Below are 21,028 nucleotides of genomic sequence, written 5' to 3'. Positions count from 1 at the left end.
TATTCAGGGAATTAAAATTTATGCAACCGAATAATCCAAACCAATTTACAGAAAAAGCCTGGGAAGCCCTCGCCCGCACCCCCGAAATCGTCAAAGCAGGTCAGCAGCAGCAGCTAGAAAGCGAACACTTGATGAAAGCTTTGCTGGAACAAGAATCAGGGCTCGCTAGCAGCTTATTTAACAAAGCTGGAGTTTCTGTAGCAAAATTGCGCGATCGCACTGATGAGTTTATCAGTCGCCAGCCGAAAATTACTGGAAGCGGTGGCAACGTTTATCTAGGTCGTTCTCTCGACACTTTGCTCGATCGCGCCGAAACTTATCGCAAAGACTACGGCGATGAATTTATTTCGATCGAGCATTTGATACTAGGTTACGTTAAGGACGATCGTTTTGGCAAAAACCTACTACAAGAATTTAAACTAGATGAAGCCAAGCTCAAAGATATCATTGCCCAAGTCCGGGGGAACAACAAAGTGACAGATCAAAATCCAGAAGGCAAATACGAAGCGCTGGAAAAATACGGCCGAGATTTGACTGAAGCCGCGCGTCAAGGCAAACTCGATCCGGTAATCGGACGGGATGATGAAATCCGCCGCACGATTCAAATTTTGAGCCGTCGCACCAAAAACAACCCCGTACTGATTGGGGAACCGGGAGTCGGCAAAACTGCGATCGCCGAAGGACTCGCCCAGCGAATTATCACCGGAGATGTGCCGCAATCTCTCAAAGACCGACAATTAATTAGCCTAGATATGGGCGCTTTAATTGCCGGGGCAAAATTCCGGGGAGAATTTGAAGAACGCTTGAAAGCTGTACTCAAAGAAGTGATGGACAGCAACGGCAAAGTCATCTTATTTATTGATGAAATTCACACCGTTGTCGGTGCTGGTGCAACTCAAGGCTCGATGGATGCCGGGAACTTACTTAAACCCATGTTAGCGAGGGGAGAATTGCGCTGTATCGGCGCTACAACTCTCGACGAATACCGCAAATACCTCGAAAAAGATGCGGCACTAGAACGCCGTTTTCAACAAGTTTATGTTGACCAACCGACAGTTGAAGATACTGTCTCAATTCTGCGGGGTTTGAAAGAACGGTACGAAGTACACCACGGGGTAAAAATTTCCGACAATGCGTTAGTGGCGGCGGCTACTTTGTCAACTCGATATATTAGCGATCGCTTCCTGCCCGACAAAGCCATTGACTTAGTTGACGAAGCAGCCGCTAAACTCAAAATGGAGATTACCTCCAAGCCGGAAGAACTCGATGAAATCGATCGCAAGGTTTTGCAGCTAGAAATGGAAAGACTGTCGCTACAAAAAGAAAGCAATATTGGATCGGTCTACCGTTTGGAAAGACTGGAAAAAGACTTAGCCAACCTCAAGGAACAGCAAAGCGCTTTGAATGCCCAGTGGCAATCAGAAAAAGGTGTCATTGCCAGCATTCAAAAGATTAAAGAACAAATCGACAAGGTTAACATTGAAATTCAACAAGCCGAATTAAAATATGACCTGAACCGCGCTGCTGAGTTGAAATATAGCAAGTTAACTGAATTGCAAAAACAATTGCAAGAAGCAGAAGCTCAACTTTCAGCCACTCAAACCACAGGTAAAAGTTTGCTGCGGGAAGAAGTCACTGAAGCTGACATTGCCGAGATTATTTCTAAGTGGACGGGAATTCCGATCAGCAAGTTGGTGGAATCGGAAATGCAGAAACTTCTGCAGTTGGAAGATGAACTGCACAAGCGGGTAATTGGACAGGATGAAGCGGTGACGGCGGTTGCAGATGCAATTCAGCGATCGCGCGCAGGTTTAGCCGATCCCAATCGTCCGGTTGCGAGTTTTATCTTCCTTGGCCCCACGGGTGTTGGCAAAACTGAGTTAGCCAAAGCATTAGCGTCTTATCTGTTCGACACCGAAGAAGCGATCGTCCGAATTGATATGTCGGAATACATGGAGAAACACGCGGTTTCGCGGTTAATTGGTGCGCCTCCGGGATACGTCGGCTACGATGAAGGTGGACAATTAACTGAGGCTGTGCGCCGCCGTCCTTACTCCGTGATTTTATTCGATGAAATCGAGAAAGCGCACCCGGATGTTTTCAACATTATGCTGCAAATTCTGGATGACGGCCGCGTTACCGATGCTCAAGGTCACACAGTAGACTTTAAGAATTCTGTGATTATTATGACCTCGAATGTCGGCTCTCAATACATCTTAGATGTGGCGGGAGATAACGAACAAATGCGGAGTCGGGTGATGGAAGCGATGCGGGGAACTTTCCGCCCGGAATTCTTGAACCGGATTGATGAGATGATTATCTTCCACGGTTTGAGTAAGACGGAACTGCGGCAGATTGTGCTGTTGCAAGTGAAGCGGTTGGAACGTCGTTTAGCCGATCGCAAAATGTCTCTGAAATTGTCGGAATCTGCGATCGACTTCTTAGCAGAAATAGGTTACGATCCAGTTTACGGTGCGCGGCCTCTTAAGCGGGGAATTCAACGCGAGTTGGAAACGCAAATGGCGAAGGGTATTTTGCGGGGAGATTTTGCTGATGGCGATACCATTTTTGTGGATATCGAGAATGAAAGGTTGGCGTTTAAGCGGCTGCCGGCACAGTTGGTGACTGCGAAATAATTTGAGTAGGGTGGGCTGCGGCCCACCTTATTTTTTTGAGGCGATGGTTCTTTTTTTTACCGCAGATGTAGGCGGATGGACGGGGATGGACGCGGATGGGATTGCGGGCGATCGTTCTTAAGGGCGATCGCTTTCTGATTTATCTTTGTTCTGTTCTTGGCGTTCTCTGACTGCTTTAGCTGCCACATGGGAAAGCAGGTTTGCGAGCGTTCTATCTTCCTCTTCGGCCCATTCGGACAAGGCTTGATGAACGTCTTCTGGAAGTGTAACTGTGACTCGCATACGTGAAGGCATGGGCTGGCATGGTTTTACTTCAATTGTCTTTAATCTTACACTCCAACACCTTTGAGTATCGCCCAAAATCAACTCGGGCGATCGCTCCGCGATTCGTCCTTTTTCTGCTCTTGGCGCTCTCTAACAGATTTCGTCAGCAGGTAAGTTGTCAAACTGCTAACGGATCTGCTTTCTTCTTCTGCCCATTCTTCCAGAGCTTTTTGAATTTCCTCTGGTAGGTATGCGGTAACTCTTCCCCGTGAAGCCATTCGTTGCACTACAAAAAATCTCAATACAGTCCATCTTACGCTGTTTTGAGTTAAGACCGATAAAAATATTTCATTTTAAGTTATTTTAAATCATTGTACGTCATTGTGTGTTATAATACTACCTGTAAACAGTCAAAAGCCAGCCCCTTACTGTCCAAGGTTCCGGGCTGGCTCTGGCTCCAACAATTCACTGGAGACGGATTCTATTATGACGTACAAAGACCGCTTGTGCTGTTGGGCGATCGCCCGTCTGTTACCCTCTCAGCAATGGATTATTGTTGCCCGCTTCCGCAGTCGTTCAGATGCAGACGGGCATTTTCAGTTTTTGCGGCAAACTATACCCCACGTTAAGTTTGAGGTTGTGTTCGATCGCACTGGGGAAAGTCACCGTTTATCGGCGCTGGGCCACCCTTCCAATCCCGTCACCAGCGCGTTATAAATGGTAATTTTCGCGGCGGTTTCAGTTAACTAAACATTGGCGATCGCACTTTTTTTGATAAGTGCGATCGGCCTTTCTTTCTTGAACCCGCGCAGGCGGACTTGGTTTGTGTAGCCCGAGTCTTTAAAACTGTGGGTTTCTGTCTCTACTAATTCACTTCCGCACGCTCACAGAGCGAATTACAGCATTCGGCTGATACTTATTAGTCTCACGAACAACGCCTTGACTAGCTCCGTAAACCCCCGCATATCGCCTCCCTTCAGCCTTGGGATCAAAGCGAATTTTTTTATTAGGTTGGTTGGCAAAGACAAGTACTTCTTGCGATTCATAGTCCGTGTTATAACCTAAAGTAGCCTTGCCGTAAATTGCCTCTGCTTGTTTTAATGTCATTCCCGGCCCGACACCCTCAACTGTTTTATAATTGCGATTGTCAGTGATTAAATATTCAATGACATCCGCATCTTTCAGCTTTGTACGAAAAGGATAAATAATCGAATATTGCACTTGTCCCGACAGGCTGACAGCCACAGCATCAAGGCCATCAAAAAAAGGAGATTCCTTAAACTGCGCCGTGGAACCCAAAGCTTTTTTCAATTCTCCGAAAGTCATCCCCAGCTTCGCCGCTCCAATTCCGCGCTCGGAAATTGTTAAACTTGCAGCAGGTATTTTTTGAGCAACCTTTACCACTTCTGGCAGCGCCTTTGTACCCACATGCGCCACAGCGGCACCGGGCCTCGATAGTGCTCCCAGATAAGAGCCGAGCGCCAGCGAAACAGCTATCATTGATCCAGACAAAACTTTAACATTCAACATGGCTAATTCTCCCCGATTTCAAATGCGACTATCTACCCGTATCTTTTTCGTTTACCTTAAGAAACCCGGGTTTTTCGTCCAGGATTGATAACTTACTGCCGCACCATCACAGACTTAATTACAGCATTTGGCTGATACTTATTAGTCTGATAAAATCCCCCTTTACCAGCGCCATAAACTCCCGCAAATTGTTTGCCTTCAGCCTTGGGAACAAACATAATGTTTCTAGTGGGTTGCTTGGCAAATACCACTCCTTCTCTCGATTCATTATCAACATTGTAAGATAAAGTAGCTTTGCCGTAAATTGCCTCAGCTTGTTTCAAAGTCATTCCCGGCCCGACGCCCTGAACTGTTTTATAATTAGAATTCTCAGTCATCAAAAGTTCAATGACATCCGAATCTTTCAGCTTTGTACCCGCAGGATAAATAATCCGATATTGCACTTTTCCCGACTGGCTGACAGCCACGGCATCAAAGTCTACCATAAAAGGAGACTGAACTTTAAACTGCGCCGTGGAACCCAGAGCCTTTTTCAATTGTCCGAAAGTCATTCCCACCTTCGCCGCTCCAATTGTGCGATCGGAAATTGTTAAACTTGCAGCAGGTGTTTTTTGAGCAGCATTTGCCGTTTCCCCCAACTTATTTGCACCCCCAGGCGCAACAGCGGAACCCGGAACAGAAATTAAGGTGAGGTAACTGCCGATCGCCAGCAAAGCAGCTATCATTGATCCAGACAAAACTTTAAGATTCAACATGACTAATTCTCCTAGATTTCAAATGCGACTATCTACCCGCATCTTTTTGACTATCCTGGCCCTCACCCTCCTAGTTTGGATTCTTAGAGGTGTTGGTATTTTGACCTTCATTCCCGGTGGTGTCATTTGGATACTGATTTTGCTGTCTTTTGTTGCGGGCATTCTCAGCACTTTACTCCGTAGGTAAGCCAGCATCCGGCAAATAACAATTAACAATTCAAAATTAACAAATTATTTTAATTGTGATTGTTTCATAGCCTTTCCCACTGTCACATTCAACTGAGCGCCTATCAGCATCACCAAAGAAGAAATATCCAGCCACAGCAGCAACACAATAAAAGTTCCGATCGTGCCGTAAGTCCAACTGAAATTGCCCCAATGCCAAACATAAAACCGAAATAAAGCTGAAAACAGCGCCCACAAAATAGCAGCAAAAACTGCTCCCGAAAAAATAGGAATATCTGCTTGGTGGCGGCTCGGCCCGTAGCGGTAAACAAAGGCAAAGGCAAGTGATACAATTCCCAAAGAAATCGGCCACCGCCACAGCCGCCAAACACCTAACAGTTGCGACTCCAAAGGGCAATTGCCGACGAGTAGCAAGCAATTTTGGACATCTTTTAAATCGCAATTGGCGACGGACTCCAGTAAGCAACTCTGGCGGGCAATAGCTTGCACAATTAAGTCGCTGACAAATACTACTCCCGATGCTAGAATTAACAGCAAAATTGTACCGAGACTCAGCCCTAAAGAAATAAGTTTGGCTTTCACAAAAGGTCGAGTTCGCTCCATCGGGATTTGATGGATGCGATCGAGTGCAGCCATCGCCGCGCTCATTACTCCAGAAAATACCCAAAGCGACGCAAAAAAGCTCACCGAAAACAGCCCTTTACTTCGAGTTAACAAAATTTCTTTGATTAACCCACCAATCAAATTCCGAACGTTATCCGGTATAACTTCGCCCAAGAGACGGGCGATTTGATAAAGTGTTGACTGCAAAGGTTCAAAGAGGGCGATCGCAGACAAAATAGCCAACAGCCCCGGAAACAGCGCCAGCATAGAATTGTAGGCCATTTCCGCAGACAGCCCCGGTAAGCGCTGCTCTCCCGCCTTCGCCCCGACTTCCTTGAGCGTGCCCCAAGTCAAACACCGACAAAACAGCCAAAAACCACCCCATTTCCGTTTGAGAGCTCGAAGCAGCCTCAAAAGCGCCTGAAACAAAGCTAAAATCAGATAGCGCAACCAGTAAAAAATGTTCATAGCGCACAGGCAACGGGGCGAAAGATGAGATAACACAAGTCGTTAATTAATTAAGCCCTTATCAACTAGCAATTGCCAATTCCCAATTGCCAATTCCCAATTCCCCAATTTAAAATCTCAAATCTAAAATCAATATTATGGCTCAGGATGTCAGACAGTGGTTAGATGAAATCAAGCGGCTGCAACAGCAGTTAACAGAAGTTTCGCGCGATCGAGATGAGGCTGGTGAAAGTGCGGCTCAGTGGCGGCAACTCTACAATACCGAAGCCGAACAGCGACGGAATGATGCTAAATTAACTCAGCAAATCATCGCTTCTCTAGAAGCACAAATAGAGCAATTACAAAATTTTTCCCCCATTGTACCCGAAGGCGACGATGCTGGGGTTGCTCGCCAGCAGGAAGTCGAACAACTGCAAACAGTAGGCGAACTTAAAGCTAAGTTAGCAGAAGTTCTCGAAGAGCGCGATCGGGCGATCGAACAAGTTAAACAACTCACTCAAGCCCTCAAACAAGAAGAAGCCCGTCACGCCGAAACTAGCAAAAATTTAACTAGCGCCCTCGGAGATGCCGTTGACTTGCTCACGAAAGCCCAAAATCCTGCCCCTGCAAAAACGGAGACAGTATATTCTTTAGAAATAGTACCTACTCGCACTGCAAATCCTGGCGAAACTGCTCTGGAAATCCGCCAAACTTCTGCCCCCGGCAAAAATCCCGCCCAGCTTCCACCTTCTAAAAATCAGTTACTTGATCTACCACCATTTGGGAATTAGAAGTTAAAAATTCAGGAATTGTTGGCAGGGCGAATCCCCTTAGTAGGTGCGATTTAGTCACCGATTCCTTGTTTTTGCTTTTCCTGCAATTAAGCAGTATTAATTTATCAGCTTCTTTATGATGTTCAATTCCGGTTATATCGGAATGATTAAACCACAGATGACGCAGAGGATACAGAGGAAGGGAAGAGAGATGAATAATTTCGATGAAGGGCTAAGTTGATATTATTCCGCATCTACGGATGGTCTACTAATCGATGTAACTGTACTATATCCCAACCTATAATCCGCCTTCAAAATTTTGAGGACTGCCAAAAAATCTTCCTCGCGTCGTACCAACCTACAGTCTTTAGATAGAACTTAATCAAGCTAAATTCTACTACTATCGACAACGACTGATGCGCGAGGAAACTTCATGAAGGCAGAGATATCCATAGTCTGGAAAAAGATTCAGAGCATGATCGACGGCTTTCTGATCATGCTGCCTAATATTGTGCTGGCGTTAATTGTCTTTGCAATTTTTTACTTTGTGGGTCGGCAAATTAAGAGAGTGGTCAGGCGAGTTACCCGCCACCACCACCAAGCTCGAAATTTGGGGCTGGTGTTAGGACGGTTAGCCCAGAGTACGATCTTTCTCGTTGGTCTGTTTATTTCTCTTTCGATTGTAATTCCCACATTGAAAGCTGGCGATTTGGTGCAACTGCTGGGAATTAGCGGGGTGGCGATTGGTTTTGCCTTTCGCGAGATCTTGCAAAACTTCTTAGCCGGTATCCTAATTCTTTTGACGGAACCGTTCCGAATCGATGACCAGATTGTGTTTAAAAACTTTGAGGGAACGGTAGAAAATATTGAGACTCGCGCTACAACAATCCAAACCTATGATGGTCGGCGGATTGTCATTCCTAATGCTGAATTGTTTACGAATACGGTGACAGTGAATACTGCTTTCGATAAACGTCGCATGGAATACGATATTAGTATTGGTTACGGCGACGATATTGACCACGCCAAGCAGTTAATCCTAGAAGCAATGTACAGCGTAAAGGAGGTTTTGAAAGCTCCTGCACCCGATGTACTAGCGATGGATCTAACAGAAAGTACGGTCAATATCCGCGTTCGGTGGTGGATTGCTCCGCCGCGCCGAATGGACGATCTGCGATCGCGCGACAAGGTGATTTCTGCTATTAAAAAAAAGCTATATGTGGAAAACGGCCTCGATTTGCCTTATCCCACGCGGAACATCTTGTTCCACGATCAAACCGAAGAGACAGATGGCCATCGATCCCAGCAGCGTGAAGGAAAAGTTCCGAAACCTCGTCGTATGCGCCGCTCTTTGCGAAAACTGGTCGAAAGGCGATCGCAAATTGACGACAACGGAAAATCTTAACAGGATCACAAGTCATGAAAAATGTCAAGTTAAGAAAACAGTGGGATTCGCTGCACTGCGCTCGTGCAACCGGAATTGATATCACTCACCGAGTGATCAAAGGAGTAACAAACCAGGATTGATATGATGCCTAATTTTCAAGCAAAAACCACAGTCCGATTGCCATAAACTAAAACACGATTTTGTAAATGATATCGCACGGCTCTTGCTAACACAACTCTTTCTAAATCTTTACCTTTGCGAACCAAATCAGACACTTCATCGCGGTGACTCACGCGCACAACATCTTGTTCGATAATCGGGCCAGCATCTAAATCGGGTGTAACATAGTGGCCTGTTGCACCGATAATTTTAACCCCTCTTTCATAAGCCCTTTCGTAGGGATTTGCACCCACAAATGCGGGTAAAAATGAATGGTGAATATTAATCACATGGGGAAACTTTCTGATAAAGTCTTGACTCAAAATTTGCATATATTTAGCCAAAACCACTAAATCAATCTCATATTTTTTAAGAAGTTCTAACTGTTGTGCTTCTTGAAGAGCTTTATTGTCTTTAGTAATGGGAATATACTCAAAGTCGATACCGTATTGTGCGGCAAGAGGCTTTAAATTTTCATGGTTGCTGATAATCAGCGGAATTTCACCTCTGATTTCTTGCGCTCGCTGTCGCCAAATCAAGTCTAATAAACAATGATCTTGACGGCTGACCCAGATCGCAAGCCGTCTAATTTTTTGGGAGAAATGCAATTGCCAATTGGCTTGTAAATCCTTGGCAATTTCACTAAAAGCAGGTGTTATTTGTTCGGTGGTTAAATCAAAATCATCTAATTGCCATTCTAGCCGGCTCAGAAATAATCCAGCGGTAAAATCTGTATGGTGATCCGCGTGGATGATATTGCCGTTGTGGGAGGCGATAAAATTGGCAAGTAAGGCGACGAGCCCCTTGCGATCGGGACAGGCAATTAACAGGGTTGCAGTAGGGCTAGTCATAATTTAATCACAAAAGTGTCTCGCTGAGTTTATTGAGAAAAGTGATATCACAGGAGTTTATTGATACTAACTCCGATCATAAATTGTGAGTTCATCCTGTTTTTTGGGGTGCATGGATATCTCAGGAGAAAATGTAGGATGTCGCGTTTAGGGGCGGGCAAGATGCCCACCCCACAAAAGATTTTAACTAAGAGTGGAACAGGCATCTTGCCTGTTTCGATGGGCTTACGGACGGGCAAGATGCCCACCCCACAAGAGATTTTAACTAAGAGTGGAACAGGCATCTTGTCTGTCTCTATCTTCCTTCTTCCTTCTTCCCTGTTCCTTCTTCCTTCTTATAAAATCCCATCGCCCCAGCTACTGCATCCAAAGTCGGAGCAATGCCGCTTTTAAACTGATTGTTGCTGTGATTAATTGCGGTATCCGGGTCTTTCAAACCGTTACCAGTCAGCACGCAAACCACCGTCGCCCCAGTCGGAACTTGGTCTTTTACCTTCAGCAAACCGGCCACGGAAGCTGCACTCGCCGGTTCGCAGAAAATTCCTTCCTGCGATGCTAACAAACGGTAAGCGTCCAGAATTTCGGCGTCGGTGACTGCAGCAAAACTGCCGCGGCTGGCTTCGGAAGCTGCGATCGCCTGTTTCCAGCTAGCAGGGTTGCCGATCCGAATCGCCGTCGCCAGGGTTTCTGGGTGCGATACCGGTGAGCCCGTTACCAACGGTGCAGCCCCGGCGGCTTGAAATCCCATCATCTGCGGCAGGCGCGAACATTTTTTGGCTTGGTGGTATTGACAAAAACCCATCCAGTATGCTGTGATGTTTCCCGCATTTCCCACGGGAATGCACAGCCAGTCGGGGGCGTCCCCTAAAGCGTCCACAACTTCAAAAGCTCCGGTTTTTTGACCTTCCAAGCGGTAAGGATTCACCGAATTTACCAATGTCACCGGATAATTGACAGCCATTTCGCGGACAATTTCTAAGGCGCGATCGAAATTTCCCCCTATCGAAATTACTTCCGCACCGTAAAGCAAAGCTTGCGCCAACTTGCCCAAAGCCACGTAACCTTCGGGAATCAACACGAAAGCTCGCATCCCCCCGCGTCGGGCGTAGGCGGCCGCGGAGGCCGAAGTATTGCCGGTACTGGCGCAAATTACAGCTTCGGCACCAGCTTCTTTTGCCTTGGAAATCGCCATTGTCATCCCCCGGTCTTTGAAACTCCCAGTGGGGTTGAGGCCGTCGTATTTCACCAAGACGCGCACGTCTCGACCGATGAGAGAGGCGATCGCAGGTGCTGGAATCAAGGGAGTATTGCCTTCTTGGAGCGTCACTACCGGCGTGGTTTCCGTCACCGGCAGGTAGGGGCGATAAGCTTCGATCAAGCCGGGCCAGCCGTAGCGTTTCGGCTCGGCGGCGCGGGCAGCAGAGTTAGCAGCAGAGTTAGCAACAGAGTCAGTAGCAGGTAGAATCAGGGTCACGATGTCAATGGTTTTAGGCAATGGCCAAAGAATTTACACTAATTTTAGCTCGATCGGTTAATTTGATGTTTAATACGATCGGTTCAGGTTAAAGTAACTTAATGGTGTGAATGTGTAGATATGTCTACTCAATTACTGATGTCAAATAATTCATCCACTCTTTCCCGGCCTCAAGTCACCGCGAGCAACCCCGAAATGGCTAGTTCTTCTACCCTATCGACCAGTCTTGCCCGCAAAGTAGATTCGGTGAAGTGCCCCTACCAAGCCGACCAGCAAGTTAAGTTCCTGCACTTGCAAGCGGAAATCGAATCCTTGCTGCTGGAAGTGCAAAGCCTCAAACAGCAACGCTCGATCGCTGGCTTGCCGGCTCTCGACCCGATTTCTGGCAGCAAGAGCAATTAGCAGACAACAGCGCCTAATGCTAATTGTCCTGCCCCTGTGTTATAAAAACAAAGGTTTTGCTACCCGCAGTATTTTTTGGCGAAAGTGCTAGAAATTCCTAACTGCGGATAGCGATCGCTAGCATTTGCTAAAACGCGCTTGCCTACTGCTCAACTCGTCTGCCGCAAGCTGGCAACGAGCTGAGATTTTACTGCGCTTTTTTATTGCGCTAATTTGTTAAGCCATCCTCATGGCATACGGAGAATCGAAATCAGTTTATGACAGCATCGATCGAAAAACCACTAAATTTGACATCCGCAAGTGACATTTCCAACCTGCGCCTGAAAGATATTCTCAAAACCCTGCCGCGGGAAGTATTCGTCAAAAACCCCCGCAAAGCTTGGACAAAAGTAATCGTCAACGTTTTGCTAGTTGCTGTCGGTTATTGGGGCATAGCAGTCTCTCCTTGGTATCTACTACCCCTAATGTGGATTTTCACAGGAACCGGATTAACCGGTTTTTTTGTGATCGGCCACGACTGCGGGCACAGGTCATTTGCTAACCGCCGCTGGGTAAACGATTTAGTCGGACATATTGCATTTCTGCCGTTAATTTTTCCGTTTCACGCATGGCGGCACGGCCACAATTATCACCACAAGCACACCAATAAACTTGGCGAAGATAATGCTTGGCAGCCGATGACAGCGGAAGACTACGCTGCTGCTCCCAAGGCTTTACAAATAGCTTATAGTTTAATTTTCGGTCGGATGTGGTGGATTGGCTCGATCGCCCACTGGGCAAAAGTACACTTTAAGTGGTGGCGCTTCAAAGGCAAACAGCAACAAGAACAAGTGCGGTTTTCAGTTTTTGTAGTTTTAATCGGTGCTGCGATCGGATTCCCGATTTTAATTGCAACCACAGGCATTTGGGGATTTGTCAAATTTTGGTTAGTGCCCTGGCTGGTTTACCATTTCTGGATGAGCACTTTTACGATCGTTCACCACACAGCACCAGATATTTCCTTTCAAGAACCTGAAGAATGGGACGAAGCCCAAGCGCAACTATCGGGAACAGTTCACTGCGATTATCCCCGCTGGGTAGAGTTTCTGTGCCACGACATTAACGTGCACGTTCCCCACCACCTTTCAACTGCTATTCCCTGGTACAATTTGCGCCTCGCCCACAGCAGCTTAAAGGAAAATTGGCAAGATCATCTCTACGAAACAGAATTTTCTTGGTCTTTAATGAAGCGGATTGCCGACAACTGTCACTTGTACAATCCCGCTGGCGGCTATCAAACATTGCAGGAATTTAACGCTAAAACCAAGTAAGTTTTCAACGCGATAAATGCCCGAAAAACCCGGTTTGTAAAACACAACCGGGTTTTTCGATATTACAATCCGTGGGAGCATCTCAATGAAAGCAGCTAAGCTAGAAATTGGAGTTAGGAGTCAGGAGTCAGGAGCCAGGAGAAAAGAGGAAGAAGGAAGGAGGCAGAAGAAGTGTTTTTACAAATATGAGCTGCTCCCCAATCCGTAGCCTTTGTAAAGGGAGGAATGCGCGCCCTACTGTCAATATCACAATCCGTACCATTATTAAATCAGTCATTCCCAATCTAAAATCTAAAATCTAAAATCTAAAATCGAATGACTTTCAATCCCAATAACTGTCGCAACGAAAGCGAAGTAGAAAGCAAACTCATTGTCAGCTATCTGCTACCAAAACTAGGCTATACCCCCGACACTTGGCACCAAGAAATAGCATTTGGGACTATTCGTCTAGACTTCCTCTCATTTGCCACCCAAGTTATCCCCATAGTCGTCGAGACAGACTCACCGATGAGTGTAGTTATGGAGGCTAAACATCCGAAAGAAAATTTAGACCGCCACCTGCGAAAACTCACTCGCTATTTAACAAGTTTGAGCATCCGCTACGGACTCATAACTAACGGTAAAGAAATTAGAATTTACGAAAGAGTCGCCGATGATATTGAGCTAGTCTTTAAGTGTGCTGGACAAGACCTTGAAAATAGAATTGATGAAATTATCGCTTTAATTGGCAGAGATAGTTTAAATTTTATAAAAAATCCAGATAATCTTCAACTGGAAGATAGTAAAATTAGTTTGGTTAGTCCTGAGTTAATTAGCGAAGTCCCAGTACAGCCCAACAATCCCGCCACCGTAGAACCTGAGCCAAGTCAAATCTCTGAACCGGAACAAATACCTGAAAATTATCCAGTTAAGCCTCAAGTTAAATCCGATGTAACCGTTCCCCAAAAAAGGCAAAATACTATGAAAATAATTGCTGTTTACCACAATAAAGGCGGCGTTGGCAAAACTACAACAGTAGTCAATTTAGCTGCTGCGCTGAGCAAGAAAGGTAAGAGAGTCTTGGTGATAGACTTAGACAGTCAGGCTAATACAACCTTTGCGACAGGTTTAGTAAAATTTGAGGATGAAGAACAAGACGATTTGAAAGATAATAATATTCTTCAAGTTTTGCAATCAGAAGACTTTTTCTCGATTGCACAAGTAGCTCGCAAGTCTAATTTTTGCCATCCCGAAATTGATGTGATTCCTTCCCACATTGATTTAATGCAATATGAAACGGAACTCAATCAACTAGATTTCAGCCGAATGATTTTAATTAATAAACTAGAAGAAGTACAGGATAAATATGATATTGTACTGATCGATACGCCGCCATCTTTGAATTTTTATGCTAGAGTTGCCCTAATTGCGGCGGATTATTTAATTATTCCTTCTGACTTAAAACCTTTTGCCAATCAAGGACTGATTAATGTCAAGGATTTTATTAAAAAAGTCAACGTATTCAAAAAACAAATTCGCAAGAAACCTCTAGAAGTTTTAGGCGTACTCTCTTGCAAAATCTCAACTAATAGTAAATTTGTACAGTACAGTTTGCCCAAGCGGAGGGAGGCAATTCCCAAACGCTACGGCTTTGAAATCATGGACAGCGTAATTTACGAGAGAGACGATTTAGCAAAGTGTGCAGAACAATTTCAAATCGTGGGAAATATGGAAATCGCCGATCCCATTTCAGTGCTAGACTTTAAGCCTGATTGCATCGCATCCCAAGAATTTGAAATGCTAGCACTTGAAGTTTTGGAAAAAATAGGTAAAAACTAATGAAAAAATTATCTCCGTCACTGGTTGCAGTTAAAAAAATTACATCCGCAGTTCCCCGTTCCAATTTTGCCGAGGCTGATTTGGACAAATTAGCGCGACTGATTTTAGAGTCAGGAGGATTGATTAATCCGATAATTGTCCGCCGAAACGGTATGGATGCTTACGAAATAGTAGACGGAGACTTTGAATACTATGCGGCGGCGAGAGCAAAGGAAATAGAACCTCAAAAAGGCGAGACAATCGGAGCATTTATCCTGGAAGAAGAAAATGAAGAGCTTCTACTGGAACAACTTAAAATTCTCAGAAAAACCGCAAGCACTGACAATAAATTTGTAAGTGAGGTGCCTCAACATTCCTCCAGTTTTGAACAGCGGCTGACAAATATTGAAACTCGATTGGAAAACAGAATTACGGAATTAAAAGCCGAGTATACGCGGGAAAAACAGGCGCTGATAGAGAGGGTTAAAGATGTTGAAAGTCGGATTCCCAAACCTGTTCCGCTGTTGGAAGCACTCAACACTCAAGATAAATTCAAGTTGGCTACAAATTTGAAAAATGCTGGCATAAAAGCTCAAACAATAGAACAAATCATCAAAGAGCGAGATTTGCAGCAGTTTGCATCTTTTGAAAATGTGTTGGAACGCATGAAAGGTAAAGGGTTAGGCGAGAAAACAATGATTAAGCTTATTGACAAGTGGCAAAAATATTTATAAGCTTTCAGCCATCTCAATTGCATTTTTGGGGCGCTCAAAGCCCGCCCGACAAAAGTTGAAAAACCCGATATGACTCGGCGGTTGAAACCCATCCTACACAAACTTCCGTCCCTCTCGCTGGAGACTAAAGAATAAGGGCGATATTAAAGCTGGCTTTCGTATAAATCGCAATTGCGATCGCAACTCGCAACGTCAGCCCGATCGCCCTGACGCCAAAAAAAGTAAAGATGAGTAAAGCAGTGGAGCATTGGTGTCCCGCAGGCAGTTAAACTCATCACAGTCGCTTTTTTTAGGAATTGCAGTAACTTTTGCCGTAGCTTGCGGGGCGGGACGCCATCGCCCGGGCTGTCACCGCACAGCCAGCCGCATAGGTACAGCAGCAACGCGATATCTCCGCCAGATAACCAAGTTCGATCGCAGACTGGGAAGACTCAGCCCAAGAAACCCTTTAACTTACCACGGTCTGGGTAAGGTGTTTGTCTCGCACCCTACAATTACAGTTCTTGGGTTAGTCCTGCAGCACTTAAAACGCAGGCTGTAAAGTGCAAACATAAATAAACACCCAAACACCAGATTTTAATGACAAAAGGGGACTTGTAACAAGATGGAGCGATCGTCCGATCAAAACCGAATAGTTGAATATTTGCGAATTAAGCCAATTAGTCACAGCCAGATTTACACTTCCCAAATTGCAGTACCAGAGGCTCAGATGGGAGAGATTCCCCGCGAACGCCGCGAAGCTATCAGGAGAAGTTTGATCGAGCAAGGCAGCAACTTGATTCCTTTAATTGTGCGCCCCACTGAAGCTTACAGCAATGAAGAAGAATATGAAGTTGTCTGCGGCTCAGATTGGTGTATTCTTGCTAAAGAACTCGGCATCGAGCAAATGTGGGCGTGGGTATTTGAAATGACCGACGAGGAGGTAGCTGTTGCTCAAGCAGAAATGGAACATTTAGCTCCGCAACCGACTCAGAAAACAGCACAAATTGAGACTCTACTGCAACAATTTGAGCTATCATTTCAAAAAAAGGTAGATAGTCTAACAAAACAAATAGAACAATCTGTTAAAAAAAATGAAGAGCTGCTAAAAAAACACGTAAACGCTCTCACTGAGCAGAACTTTGAGCGTAACCAAATAGAACAGATTAAGCATTTGCTCGCACAAGTGGAAAAAGCATTTCATGAAAAGGTAGATAAAATGTCTAAAAAAATTGAACAATCGAGCAGCAACCGTCCGCCAACATCTGCTGTTATTTCTGAGGTAAATCTTGAAGGTGCTTTGAGACAGTTGGATGAACTGGAAAAACTGCTGTCAACAAAATTAGAACGCACAGTCCAAACAATTAATCAGTTTGTTTCCGACGCCATTGAAGACGTAGAAAATGACCTGAAAAATCAAATTGAAACGCTCCGCCGCCAACTGGGAGCCGCAGCGACTCACTCAGAAAGACAGCCAGAGGCACCGCCGAAGAAGCAGTCAAAAACGCAGCCGAAGAAGCAGTCGAAAGCACAGCAGAAACCTCAGTTACCGCAGTTGCAGTTGGAGTTGCCGTTTCCGTCCCCAGAGGAAGACTACGAAAGTCTTTCGCTGAGACGGTTGAAGGCGATCGGCAAAGACCGGAAAGTGCGGGGCTACGCGCGCATGAAACGACCGGAAATTCTGGCCGCTCTCAGGGACACTGACGGCCAATAAAGGGGTAATTGCTAGTAGTTAAAGACTAATTGTTCGGTGTTCGATCGCATTTTTTTGCAAAAAGCGCGATCGGGCTCTCAGAATACTCCTCGGCAGAGATATGAAAAGCTTGCTAAAATAGACACACAACCTCTTACTCCTCACCCAGCAGCCATGTCCGCAACCGCAGAATTAGCCACTACCCAAGAGATACCAGAACAAGAGATACCAGAAAATGTTATCTTTCCTTCAGGCGATTTATACAGTGACGAACCTCCCGTGGAAACAGAACTGCATCTCCGACAAATAATCCTACTCCTCAACTGTCTAGAATGGCTATGGCGAGATAGAAATGATTTCTATGCTGCTGGAAACCTCACCATTTATTACAGTCCCAAGCAACTCAAATCGAAAGACTTCCGAGGCCCAGACTTTTTTGTGGTACTCGGAACTGAACGCAAAACTCGGAAAAGCTGGGTAGTTTGGGAAGAAGAAGGAAAGTACCCCAATATCATCGTTGAAATCCTGTCTCCCAAAACAGCGGATATAGACAAAAACTTTAAGAAACAACTCTATCAAGATACTTTTCGCACTCACGACTACTTTTGGTTTGATCCAGAAACTTTAGAATTAGCTGGGTTTCATTTAGTTGACGGGGAATATGAAGCAATCGCACCGAACGAATTAGGGCATCTGCGGAGTCAGCAGCTCGATTTGAGTCTCGGAATTTGTGGCGGAAAATTGCGTTTTTTTACCGCAGAAGGAGAGCTTGTCCCGACTCCTCAAGAATTTGCAGAATGCGAGACTCAACGAGCCGACGGAGAGGCTCAACGAGCTGGACAAGAAGCTCAACGAGCCGGACAAGAAGCTCAACGAGCCGATCGCCTGGCCGCGAAACTGCGAGAATTAAATATTGATCCCGATACGATTTAGCGATCGTCCTTTCATTCAATTTTCCTGTATTGTAAGCTGGTTTAGGCGATCGCATATCCCGTATGTTGCCGAACATGATACGGATGAAACCCTAAAACTATCTTGTCTTTAGGCACTCCTAATTCTACAAGTTCTGGGGTAATTCCCGTTTCTATACCATCTTGTTGAATCCAGATTTTGCCGTCGATAATTTCCACATGGACGATACAATCGTGAATTCTTTGAGGTCCTTGCCAGCCTTCGTGAATCAGTAAAAAATTGTTTTGTTCGCGGTCAACAATAACGCTGCTTTTAATTTCTCCGTAGAGGTAGGGAATCTGGGCATAACTCTCTAAGATTTTCTGAATAAATCGGCGATACTCATCTAGTCTATCCATCTGACAATTGTCTCCTTTAACGAATCAAAAACTATTAATTTAAATCTCTTTTTTTCTAACAAAAGCTGCCCGATAGGTTCAGAAAAAATTTGTGCATAAACTTCTGCACGGATTGCCAGATATATTATCCGTTCAGGTTCCGATCGCTCTAGAATATCTTCGTAGACAATATTCTGTCCAACAGCTTCTTCTAAGTCATGAACTGGTGAAGCACTCACGAAACTTTTTACTTCTACAGCAATTTTGCGACCTTGCTTTTCGGCAGCAAATAGTTTTTCTGCACCCAAATCGACGCTGAGAGTACGATCGTCAATTTCTCAGGTTAACCGAGCGTTTGTTGTCGTCCACCCATCTTTTTCTAGAGCTGTTATGACATTATTGTGGTAGATGTCTTTTGTTGACATATTCTAAGCGGGACCATCAACTGTCCCCCTAATTATATAATAACACAAGGCTTTTCCCAACTGATAGCTCATCAATTAAAACTACTTACTGCCATGTATATCAATAATTCATGAGTTGCCTTGCCTAATTGGCAATTCTATTATAAACTCCGTACCTCGATCTGGTGCTGAAAGGCATTTCAATTTACCTTTGTGTTTTTCCGAGATTATATTGTAGCTAATATACAAGCCCAAACCAGTACCTTTTCCGACTGGTTTAGTTGTATAAAAAGGGTCAAAAATGCGGTTTATTATCTCTTCTGGCATACCGATCCCGTTATCCGTAATGCTGACAGATACACAATTTTTATCTAAAAGCTTCGTGCTAATTTCGATTTGCGGGAAAGTTTCAGGATCATTAATGTTTGTTTTAATCCTTTTGGCTGCCAAAGCATCGATCGCATTAACAATTATATTCATAAACACTTGATTTAAGTCAGAAGCATAGCATTCGATTTTAGGTAATTTACTGTATTTCTTAATCACCTGAATGCTCAGATTTTCCGCATTAGATTGCAAGCGGTTATCCAAGATAAGCAGCGTACTATCCAATCCTTCATGTATGTCTACTCTCTTTAGTTCCGACTCGTCCATGCGGGAAAAATTTCGCAAAGACAAGACTATCTTTTGAATGCGCTCTGTTCCTATCTTCATCGAAGAGAGAAGTTGAGGCAAGTCTTCCATAAGAAACTCTAGATCGACTGCTTCTATTTCATTTTGAATTTCTGGTGCTGGTTGAGGATAGAATTTTTGATACAATTTGACAAGATCGAGTAACTCTTGAGTGTATTGATTGGCGTGAAACAAATTGCCGCCAACAAAATTAATGGGGTTATTGATTTCGTGAGCAACTCCAGCTACTAACTGTCCCAACCCAGACATTTTTTCGCTTTGAATTAATTGAGCTTGTGCCTGCTGCAAATCCCCTAAAGTTTTTTCAATCTGTTGAGTTTGAACTCGCAACTGGTTCTCTACTTGCAGCCGTTGTGCGATCGCAGCATAAAGCACTAAAGTTGTCAGCACAACAACCCCGATAAAAGACTGCAATAACACCAAAGATTCATTAAGATCGGGACGCGCAAAAGGCCCGCTACCTTTAACTGTTCCTAAAACAGCAATTGCCGAGACAATAAAAATTAATAATGTTGCTCCTTGGATGTCAAAGCGAAATACTGCCCATAGAAGAAATGGAATCAGCATATACTCTACAGGATAGCCGCCGCCAAAAGCAATTTTACCTACGGCCAGCACGAGCAGTATCAATATGGCAAGCTCAGCCACTTTGACCTCAGATGAGATAGATTTCAAATGCTTCAATTTCAGCTTTTTTTTTTGCCTTATTCCTGCTGTACAGAGCTCGAATAAATCCTGAAGTGCCTCTAATAGTGGTTGGCTCCAAATTAATACTAGAGGTGTAAAAATCAGAATTCCGCCTACATTTGACATCCACCATGTAAACCAGTTCATGCCCCAATCTGCCAGAGGGACAATACCCCGCAAACAGAGAGTGGTAATGCCCACAGTCGCACTGACAATCGGGCCGCCCATTCCGCCCATAACTACAAATTTGAACACATTTTGAGGGCGATCGAACAGATGGCCGCGTCTGACAAACTTGTTTAGCAGGAAACTGCCTAAGATTGCTGATAAGGTAGTTCCTGCAGCGATGCTAGAGGCAATTGCGATAGAAATCGCAACAGAATCTGCATTTGTCTTGTCCAAAAAAGCCCAAATATTGGCAAAAAATGAACCAATCCAAATTCCCGGCCAAACGCGATATCCTAGCAGCAGGAGGGCGGCTAAAGCGAACCCGTCAGGAGGCCACACGGGAGTCACATTGTCTGGCGTAGATGCCAAAAATCTCCCCAATTCAGCGGTGCTGTAGTATACAGCAGCTATAACCGTAACTGCTGTCGCGTGCAGCAACCATTTTGGTAGCGATCGAAAATTCATTAAAACTCTGTGAACTTGCTCTTATTTTTTAACAATATTCGGAGCCGATCGCCAATTTTTTGACAAAGTTGCTTCCGAGGATCATCCCCAGGTATAAAACAGCAAAAAACCAGCAAAAATCATGAACTCAAGCATAGTCATTGTTGCTGCGGATGTCTTTAATTTACCATAGCAGACTTCTGACCAAAAAATTGGGTCACGACCTCCCGGATTCATCTGTAGTCTTAATCTAAAATCTAAAATCTAAAATCCGATGACGAATGGCTTTGTGAACTCACTTGCCCCCGATCGCACTCGCTGTCATAACATAAAACTAGGAGCGGCGCGTGCGACAGAGCGGCA

At 44.8% G+C, this 21,028-nt stretch carries 21 protein-coding genes and 1 pseudogene; 11 read left to right on the top strand and 11 right to left on the bottom strand.

Features of this window, described 5'->3' with window-relative positions; genetic code table 11:
- Positions 1-20 precede the first annotated feature (20 nt).
- Entirely contained in the window at positions 21-2,636 is a 2,616-nt protein-coding gene (gene clpB, locus QUA04_RS05480; protein WP_333254523.1) for an ATP-dependent chaperone ClpB, read from the top strand.
- Positions 2,637-2,753: 117 nt separating this feature from the next.
- On the opposite strand, the gene QUA04_RS05475 is transcribed toward clpB, so the two are convergent.
- Together QUA04_RS05475 and QUA04_RS05470 are read right to left on the bottom strand one after the other, a co-directional pair.
- Positions 2,754-2,930, bottom strand: a complete 177-nt coding sequence (locus QUA04_RS05475; RefSeq protein ID WP_333254521.1) for a ribbon-helix-helix domain-containing protein — start codon at positions 2,928-2,930, stop codon at positions 2,754-2,756.
- 68 nt (positions 2,931-2,998) lie between these two features.
- Positions 2,999-3,178: a ribbon-helix-helix domain-containing protein gene (locus QUA04_RS05470; RefSeq protein ID WP_193973468.1), complete on the bottom strand. Its 180-nt coding sequence runs from the start codon at positions 3,176-3,178 to the stop codon at positions 2,999-3,001.
- 208 nt (positions 3,179-3,386) lie between these two features.
- Between QUA04_RS05470 and QUA04_RS05465 the strand changes: the two genes are divergently transcribed.
- Complete coding sequence (locus QUA04_RS05465) at positions 3,387-3,617, top strand: hypothetical protein (protein ID WP_333254519.1); 231 nt, start codon at positions 3,387-3,389, stop codon at positions 3,615-3,617.
- A 153-nt stretch (positions 3,618-3,770) separates the two neighbouring features.
- Here the strand turns inward: QUA04_RS05465 and QUA04_RS05460 are convergent, their stop codons facing one another.
- Together QUA04_RS05460 and QUA04_RS05455 are read right to left on the bottom strand one after the other, a co-directional pair.
- Complete coding sequence (locus QUA04_RS05460; protein ID WP_333254518.1) at positions 3,771-4,430, bottom strand: hypothetical protein; 660 nt, start codon at positions 4,428-4,430, stop codon at positions 3,771-3,773.
- A 92-nt stretch (positions 4,431-4,522) separates the two neighbouring features.
- Positions 4,523-5,185 carry a hypothetical protein gene (locus QUA04_RS05455; RefSeq protein ID WP_333254516.1) on the bottom strand — a complete coding sequence of 221 codons (663 nt, stop codon included), beginning with the start codon at positions 5,183-5,185 and terminating at the stop codon, positions 4,523-4,525.
- Between QUA04_RS05455 and QUA04_RS05450 the strand changes: the two genes are divergently transcribed.
- Positions 5,184-5,372: a hypothetical protein gene (locus QUA04_RS05450; protein WP_333254514.1), complete on the top strand. Its 189-nt coding sequence runs from the start codon at positions 5,184-5,186 to the stop codon at positions 5,370-5,372. The two genes, QUA04_RS05455 and QUA04_RS05450, sit on opposite strands and share 2 nt — an antisense overlap.
- 44 nt (positions 5,373-5,416) lie before the next feature.
- Here the strand turns inward: QUA04_RS05450 and QUA04_RS05445 are convergent, their stop codons facing one another.
- Positions 5,417-6,442, bottom strand: a complete 1,026-nt coding sequence (locus tag QUA04_RS05445; RefSeq protein WP_333254512.1) for a YihY/virulence factor BrkB family protein — start codon at positions 6,440-6,442, stop codon at positions 5,417-5,419.
- Between the two features lie 137 nt (positions 6,443-6,579).
- On the opposite strand from QUA04_RS05445, the gene QUA04_RS05440 reads away from it, so the two are divergent.
- Both QUA04_RS05440 and QUA04_RS05435 read left to right on the top strand, forming a co-directional pair.
- Positions 6,580-7,212, top strand: a complete 633-nt coding sequence (locus QUA04_RS05440; RefSeq protein WP_333254510.1) for a hypothetical protein — start codon at positions 6,580-6,582, stop codon at positions 7,210-7,212.
- Positions 7,213-7,627: 415 nt separating this feature from the next.
- Complete coding sequence (locus QUA04_RS05435) at positions 7,628-8,599, top strand: mechanosensitive ion channel family protein (RefSeq protein WP_333254508.1); 972 nt, start codon at positions 7,628-7,630, stop codon at positions 8,597-8,599.
- 137 nt (positions 8,600-8,736) lie between these two features.
- Here QUA04_RS05435 and purU read toward each other — a convergent pair whose 3' ends face one another.
- On the bottom strand, positions 8,737-9,591 hold the full coding sequence (gene purU / locus QUA04_RS05430; RefSeq protein WP_333254506.1) for a formyltetrahydrofolate deformylase: 855 nt from the start codon (positions 9,589-9,591) through the stop codon (positions 8,737-8,739).
- A 295-nt stretch (positions 9,592-9,886) separates the two neighbouring features.
- Positions 9,887-11,065 (bottom strand): threonine synthase, encoded by a 1,179-nt coding sequence (gene thrC, locus QUA04_RS05425; protein WP_445242291.1) that lies wholly within the window; start codon positions 11,063-11,065, stop codon positions 9,887-9,889.
- A 120-nt stretch (positions 11,066-11,185) separates the two neighbouring features.
- Here thrC and QUA04_RS05420 point away from each other — a divergent pair, with 120 nt between their 5' ends.
- The 4 genes from QUA04_RS05420 (at position 11,186) to QUA04_RS05405 (ending at position 15,308) form a co-directional block, all read left to right on the top strand.
- Entirely contained in the window at positions 11,186-11,467 is a 282-nt protein-coding gene (locus tag QUA04_RS05420; RefSeq protein ID WP_333254504.1) for a hypothetical protein, read from the top strand.
- Positions 11,468-11,724: 257 nt separating this feature from the next.
- Complete coding sequence (locus QUA04_RS05415) at positions 11,725-12,777, top strand: fatty acid desaturase (protein ID WP_333254502.1); 1,053 nt, start codon at positions 11,725-11,727, stop codon at positions 12,775-12,777.
- 315 nt (positions 12,778-13,092) lie between these two features.
- Complete coding sequence (locus QUA04_RS05410; RefSeq protein ID WP_333254500.1) at positions 13,093-14,595, top strand: AAA family ATPase; 1,503 nt, start codon at positions 13,093-13,095, stop codon at positions 14,593-14,595.
- Entirely contained in the window at positions 14,595-15,308 is a 714-nt protein-coding gene (locus QUA04_RS05405) for a ParB N-terminal domain-containing protein (protein ID WP_333254498.1), read from the top strand. The genes QUA04_RS05410 and QUA04_RS05405 overlap by 1 nt, the downstream gene beginning before the upstream one ends.
- Positions 15,309-15,451: 143 nt before the next feature.
- On the opposite strand, the gene QUA04_RS05400 is transcribed toward QUA04_RS05405, so the two are convergent.
- Positions 15,452-15,691, bottom strand: a complete 240-nt coding sequence (locus tag QUA04_RS05400) for a hypothetical protein (protein WP_333254495.1) — start codon at positions 15,689-15,691, stop codon at positions 15,452-15,454.
- Positions 15,692-15,912: 221 nt separating this feature from the next.
- Here QUA04_RS05400 and QUA04_RS05395 point away from each other — a divergent pair, with 221 nt between their 5' ends.
- Both QUA04_RS05395 and QUA04_RS05390 read left to right on the top strand, forming a co-directional pair.
- Positions 15,913-17,001 (top strand): Rho termination factor (modular protein), encoded by a 1,089-nt coding sequence (locus tag QUA04_RS05395; protein WP_333254493.1) that lies wholly within the window; start codon positions 15,913-15,915, stop codon positions 16,999-17,001.
- A 153-nt stretch (positions 17,002-17,154) separates the two neighbouring features.
- Complete coding sequence (locus QUA04_RS05390; protein ID WP_333254612.1) at positions 17,155-17,913, top strand: Uma2 family endonuclease; 759 nt, start codon at positions 17,155-17,157, stop codon at positions 17,911-17,913.
- 41 nt (positions 17,914-17,954) lie between these two features.
- Here the strand turns inward: QUA04_RS05390 and QUA04_RS05385 are convergent, their stop codons facing one another.
- The 3 genes and pseudogenes from QUA04_RS05385 to QUA04_RS05375 form a co-directional block, all read right to left on the bottom strand.
- Positions 17,955-18,290, bottom strand: a complete 336-nt coding sequence (locus tag QUA04_RS05385; RefSeq protein WP_333124309.1) for a XisI protein — start codon at positions 18,288-18,290, stop codon at positions 17,955-17,957.
- Positions 18,278-18,694: pseudogene (locus QUA04_RS05380) on the bottom strand (element excision factor XisH family protein). Before QUA04_RS05380 ends, QUA04_RS05385 begins: the two are co-directional and overlap by 13 nt.
- Before the next feature lie 108 nt (positions 18,695-18,802).
- Positions 18,803-20,686 (bottom strand): MASE1 domain-containing protein, encoded by a 1,884-nt coding sequence (locus QUA04_RS05375; RefSeq protein ID WP_333254490.1) that lies wholly within the window; start codon positions 20,684-20,686, stop codon positions 18,803-18,805.
- Between the last annotated feature and the right edge of the window lie 342 nt (positions 20,687-21,028).

The sequence above is a fragment of the Microcoleus sp. S13_C5 genome, from assembly GCF_036700845.1.
In the GTDB taxonomy this organism is placed as follows: Bacteria; Cyanobacteriota; Cyanobacteriia; order Cyanobacteriales; family Microcoleaceae; genus Microcoleus.
This window is presented reverse-complemented; position numbering and strand designations above follow the sequence as displayed.

Bases quoted from the DNA above. Each gene is read 5' to 3' on its own strand.
- QUA04_RS05475 (WP_333254521.1), bottom strand. From the start codon at position 2,930: ATGCCTTCACGTATGCGAGTCACAGTTACACTTCCAGAAGACGTTCAT.
- QUA04_RS05445 (WP_333254512.1), bottom strand. From the start codon at position 6,442: ATGAACATTTTTTACTGGTTGCGCTATCTGATTTTAGCTTTGTTTCAG.
- QUA04_RS05405 (WP_333254498.1), top strand. From the start codon at position 14,595: ATGAAAAAATTATCTCCGTCACTGGTTGCAGTTAAAAAAATTACATCC.
- QUA04_RS05465 (WP_333254519.1), top strand. From the start codon at position 3,387: ATGACGTACAAAGACCGCTTGTGCTGTTGGGCGATCGCCCGTCTGTTA.
- QUA04_RS05455 (WP_333254516.1), bottom strand. From the start codon at position 5,185: ATGTTGAATCTTAAAGTTTTGTCTGGATCAATGATAGCTGCTTTGCTG.
- QUA04_RS05415 (WP_333254502.1), top strand. From the start codon at position 11,725: ATGACAGCATCGATCGAAAAACCACTAAATTTGACATCCGCAAGTGAC.
- QUA04_RS05410 (WP_333254500.1), top strand. From the start codon at position 13,093: ATGACTTTCAATCCCAATAACTGTCGCAACGAAAGCGAAGTAGAAAGC.
- clpB (WP_333254523.1), top strand. From the start codon at position 21: ATGCAACCGAATAATCCAAACCAATTTACAGAAAAAGCCTGGGAAGCC.
- purU (WP_333254506.1), bottom strand. From the start codon at position 9,591: ATGACTAGCCCTACTGCAACCCTGTTAATTGCCTGTCCCGATCGCAAG.
- QUA04_RS05460 (WP_333254518.1), bottom strand. From the start codon at position 4,430: ATGTTGAATGTTAAAGTTTTGTCTGGATCAATGATAGCTGTTTCGCTG.
- QUA04_RS05420 (WP_333254504.1), top strand. From the start codon at position 11,186: ATGTCTACTCAATTACTGATGTCAAATAATTCATCCACTCTTTCCCGG.
- QUA04_RS05390 (WP_333254612.1), top strand. From the start codon at position 17,155: ATGTCCGCAACCGCAGAATTAGCCACTACCCAAGAGATACCAGAACAA.
- QUA04_RS05395 (WP_333254493.1), top strand. From the start codon at position 15,913: ATGGAGCGATCGTCCGATCAAAACCGAATAGTTGAATATTTGCGAATT.
- QUA04_RS05450 (WP_333254514.1), top strand. From the start codon at position 5,184: ATGACTAATTCTCCTAGATTTCAAATGCGACTATCTACCCGCATCTTT.
- QUA04_RS05440 (WP_333254510.1), top strand. From the start codon at position 6,580: ATGGCTCAGGATGTCAGACAGTGGTTAGATGAAATCAAGCGGCTGCAA.
- QUA04_RS05385 (WP_333124309.1), bottom strand. From the start codon at position 18,290: ATGGATAGACTAGATGAGTATCGCCGATTTATTCAGAAAATCTTAGAG.
- QUA04_RS05375 (WP_333254490.1), bottom strand. From the start codon at position 20,686: ATGAATTTTCGATCGCTACCAAAATGGTTGCTGCACGCGACAGCAGTT.
- QUA04_RS05435 (WP_333254508.1), top strand. From the start codon at position 7,628: ATGAAGGCAGAGATATCCATAGTCTGGAAAAAGATTCAGAGCATGATC.
- QUA04_RS05470 (WP_193973468.1), bottom strand. From the start codon at position 3,178: ATGGCTTCACGGGGAAGAGTTACCGCATACCTACCAGAGGAAATTCAA.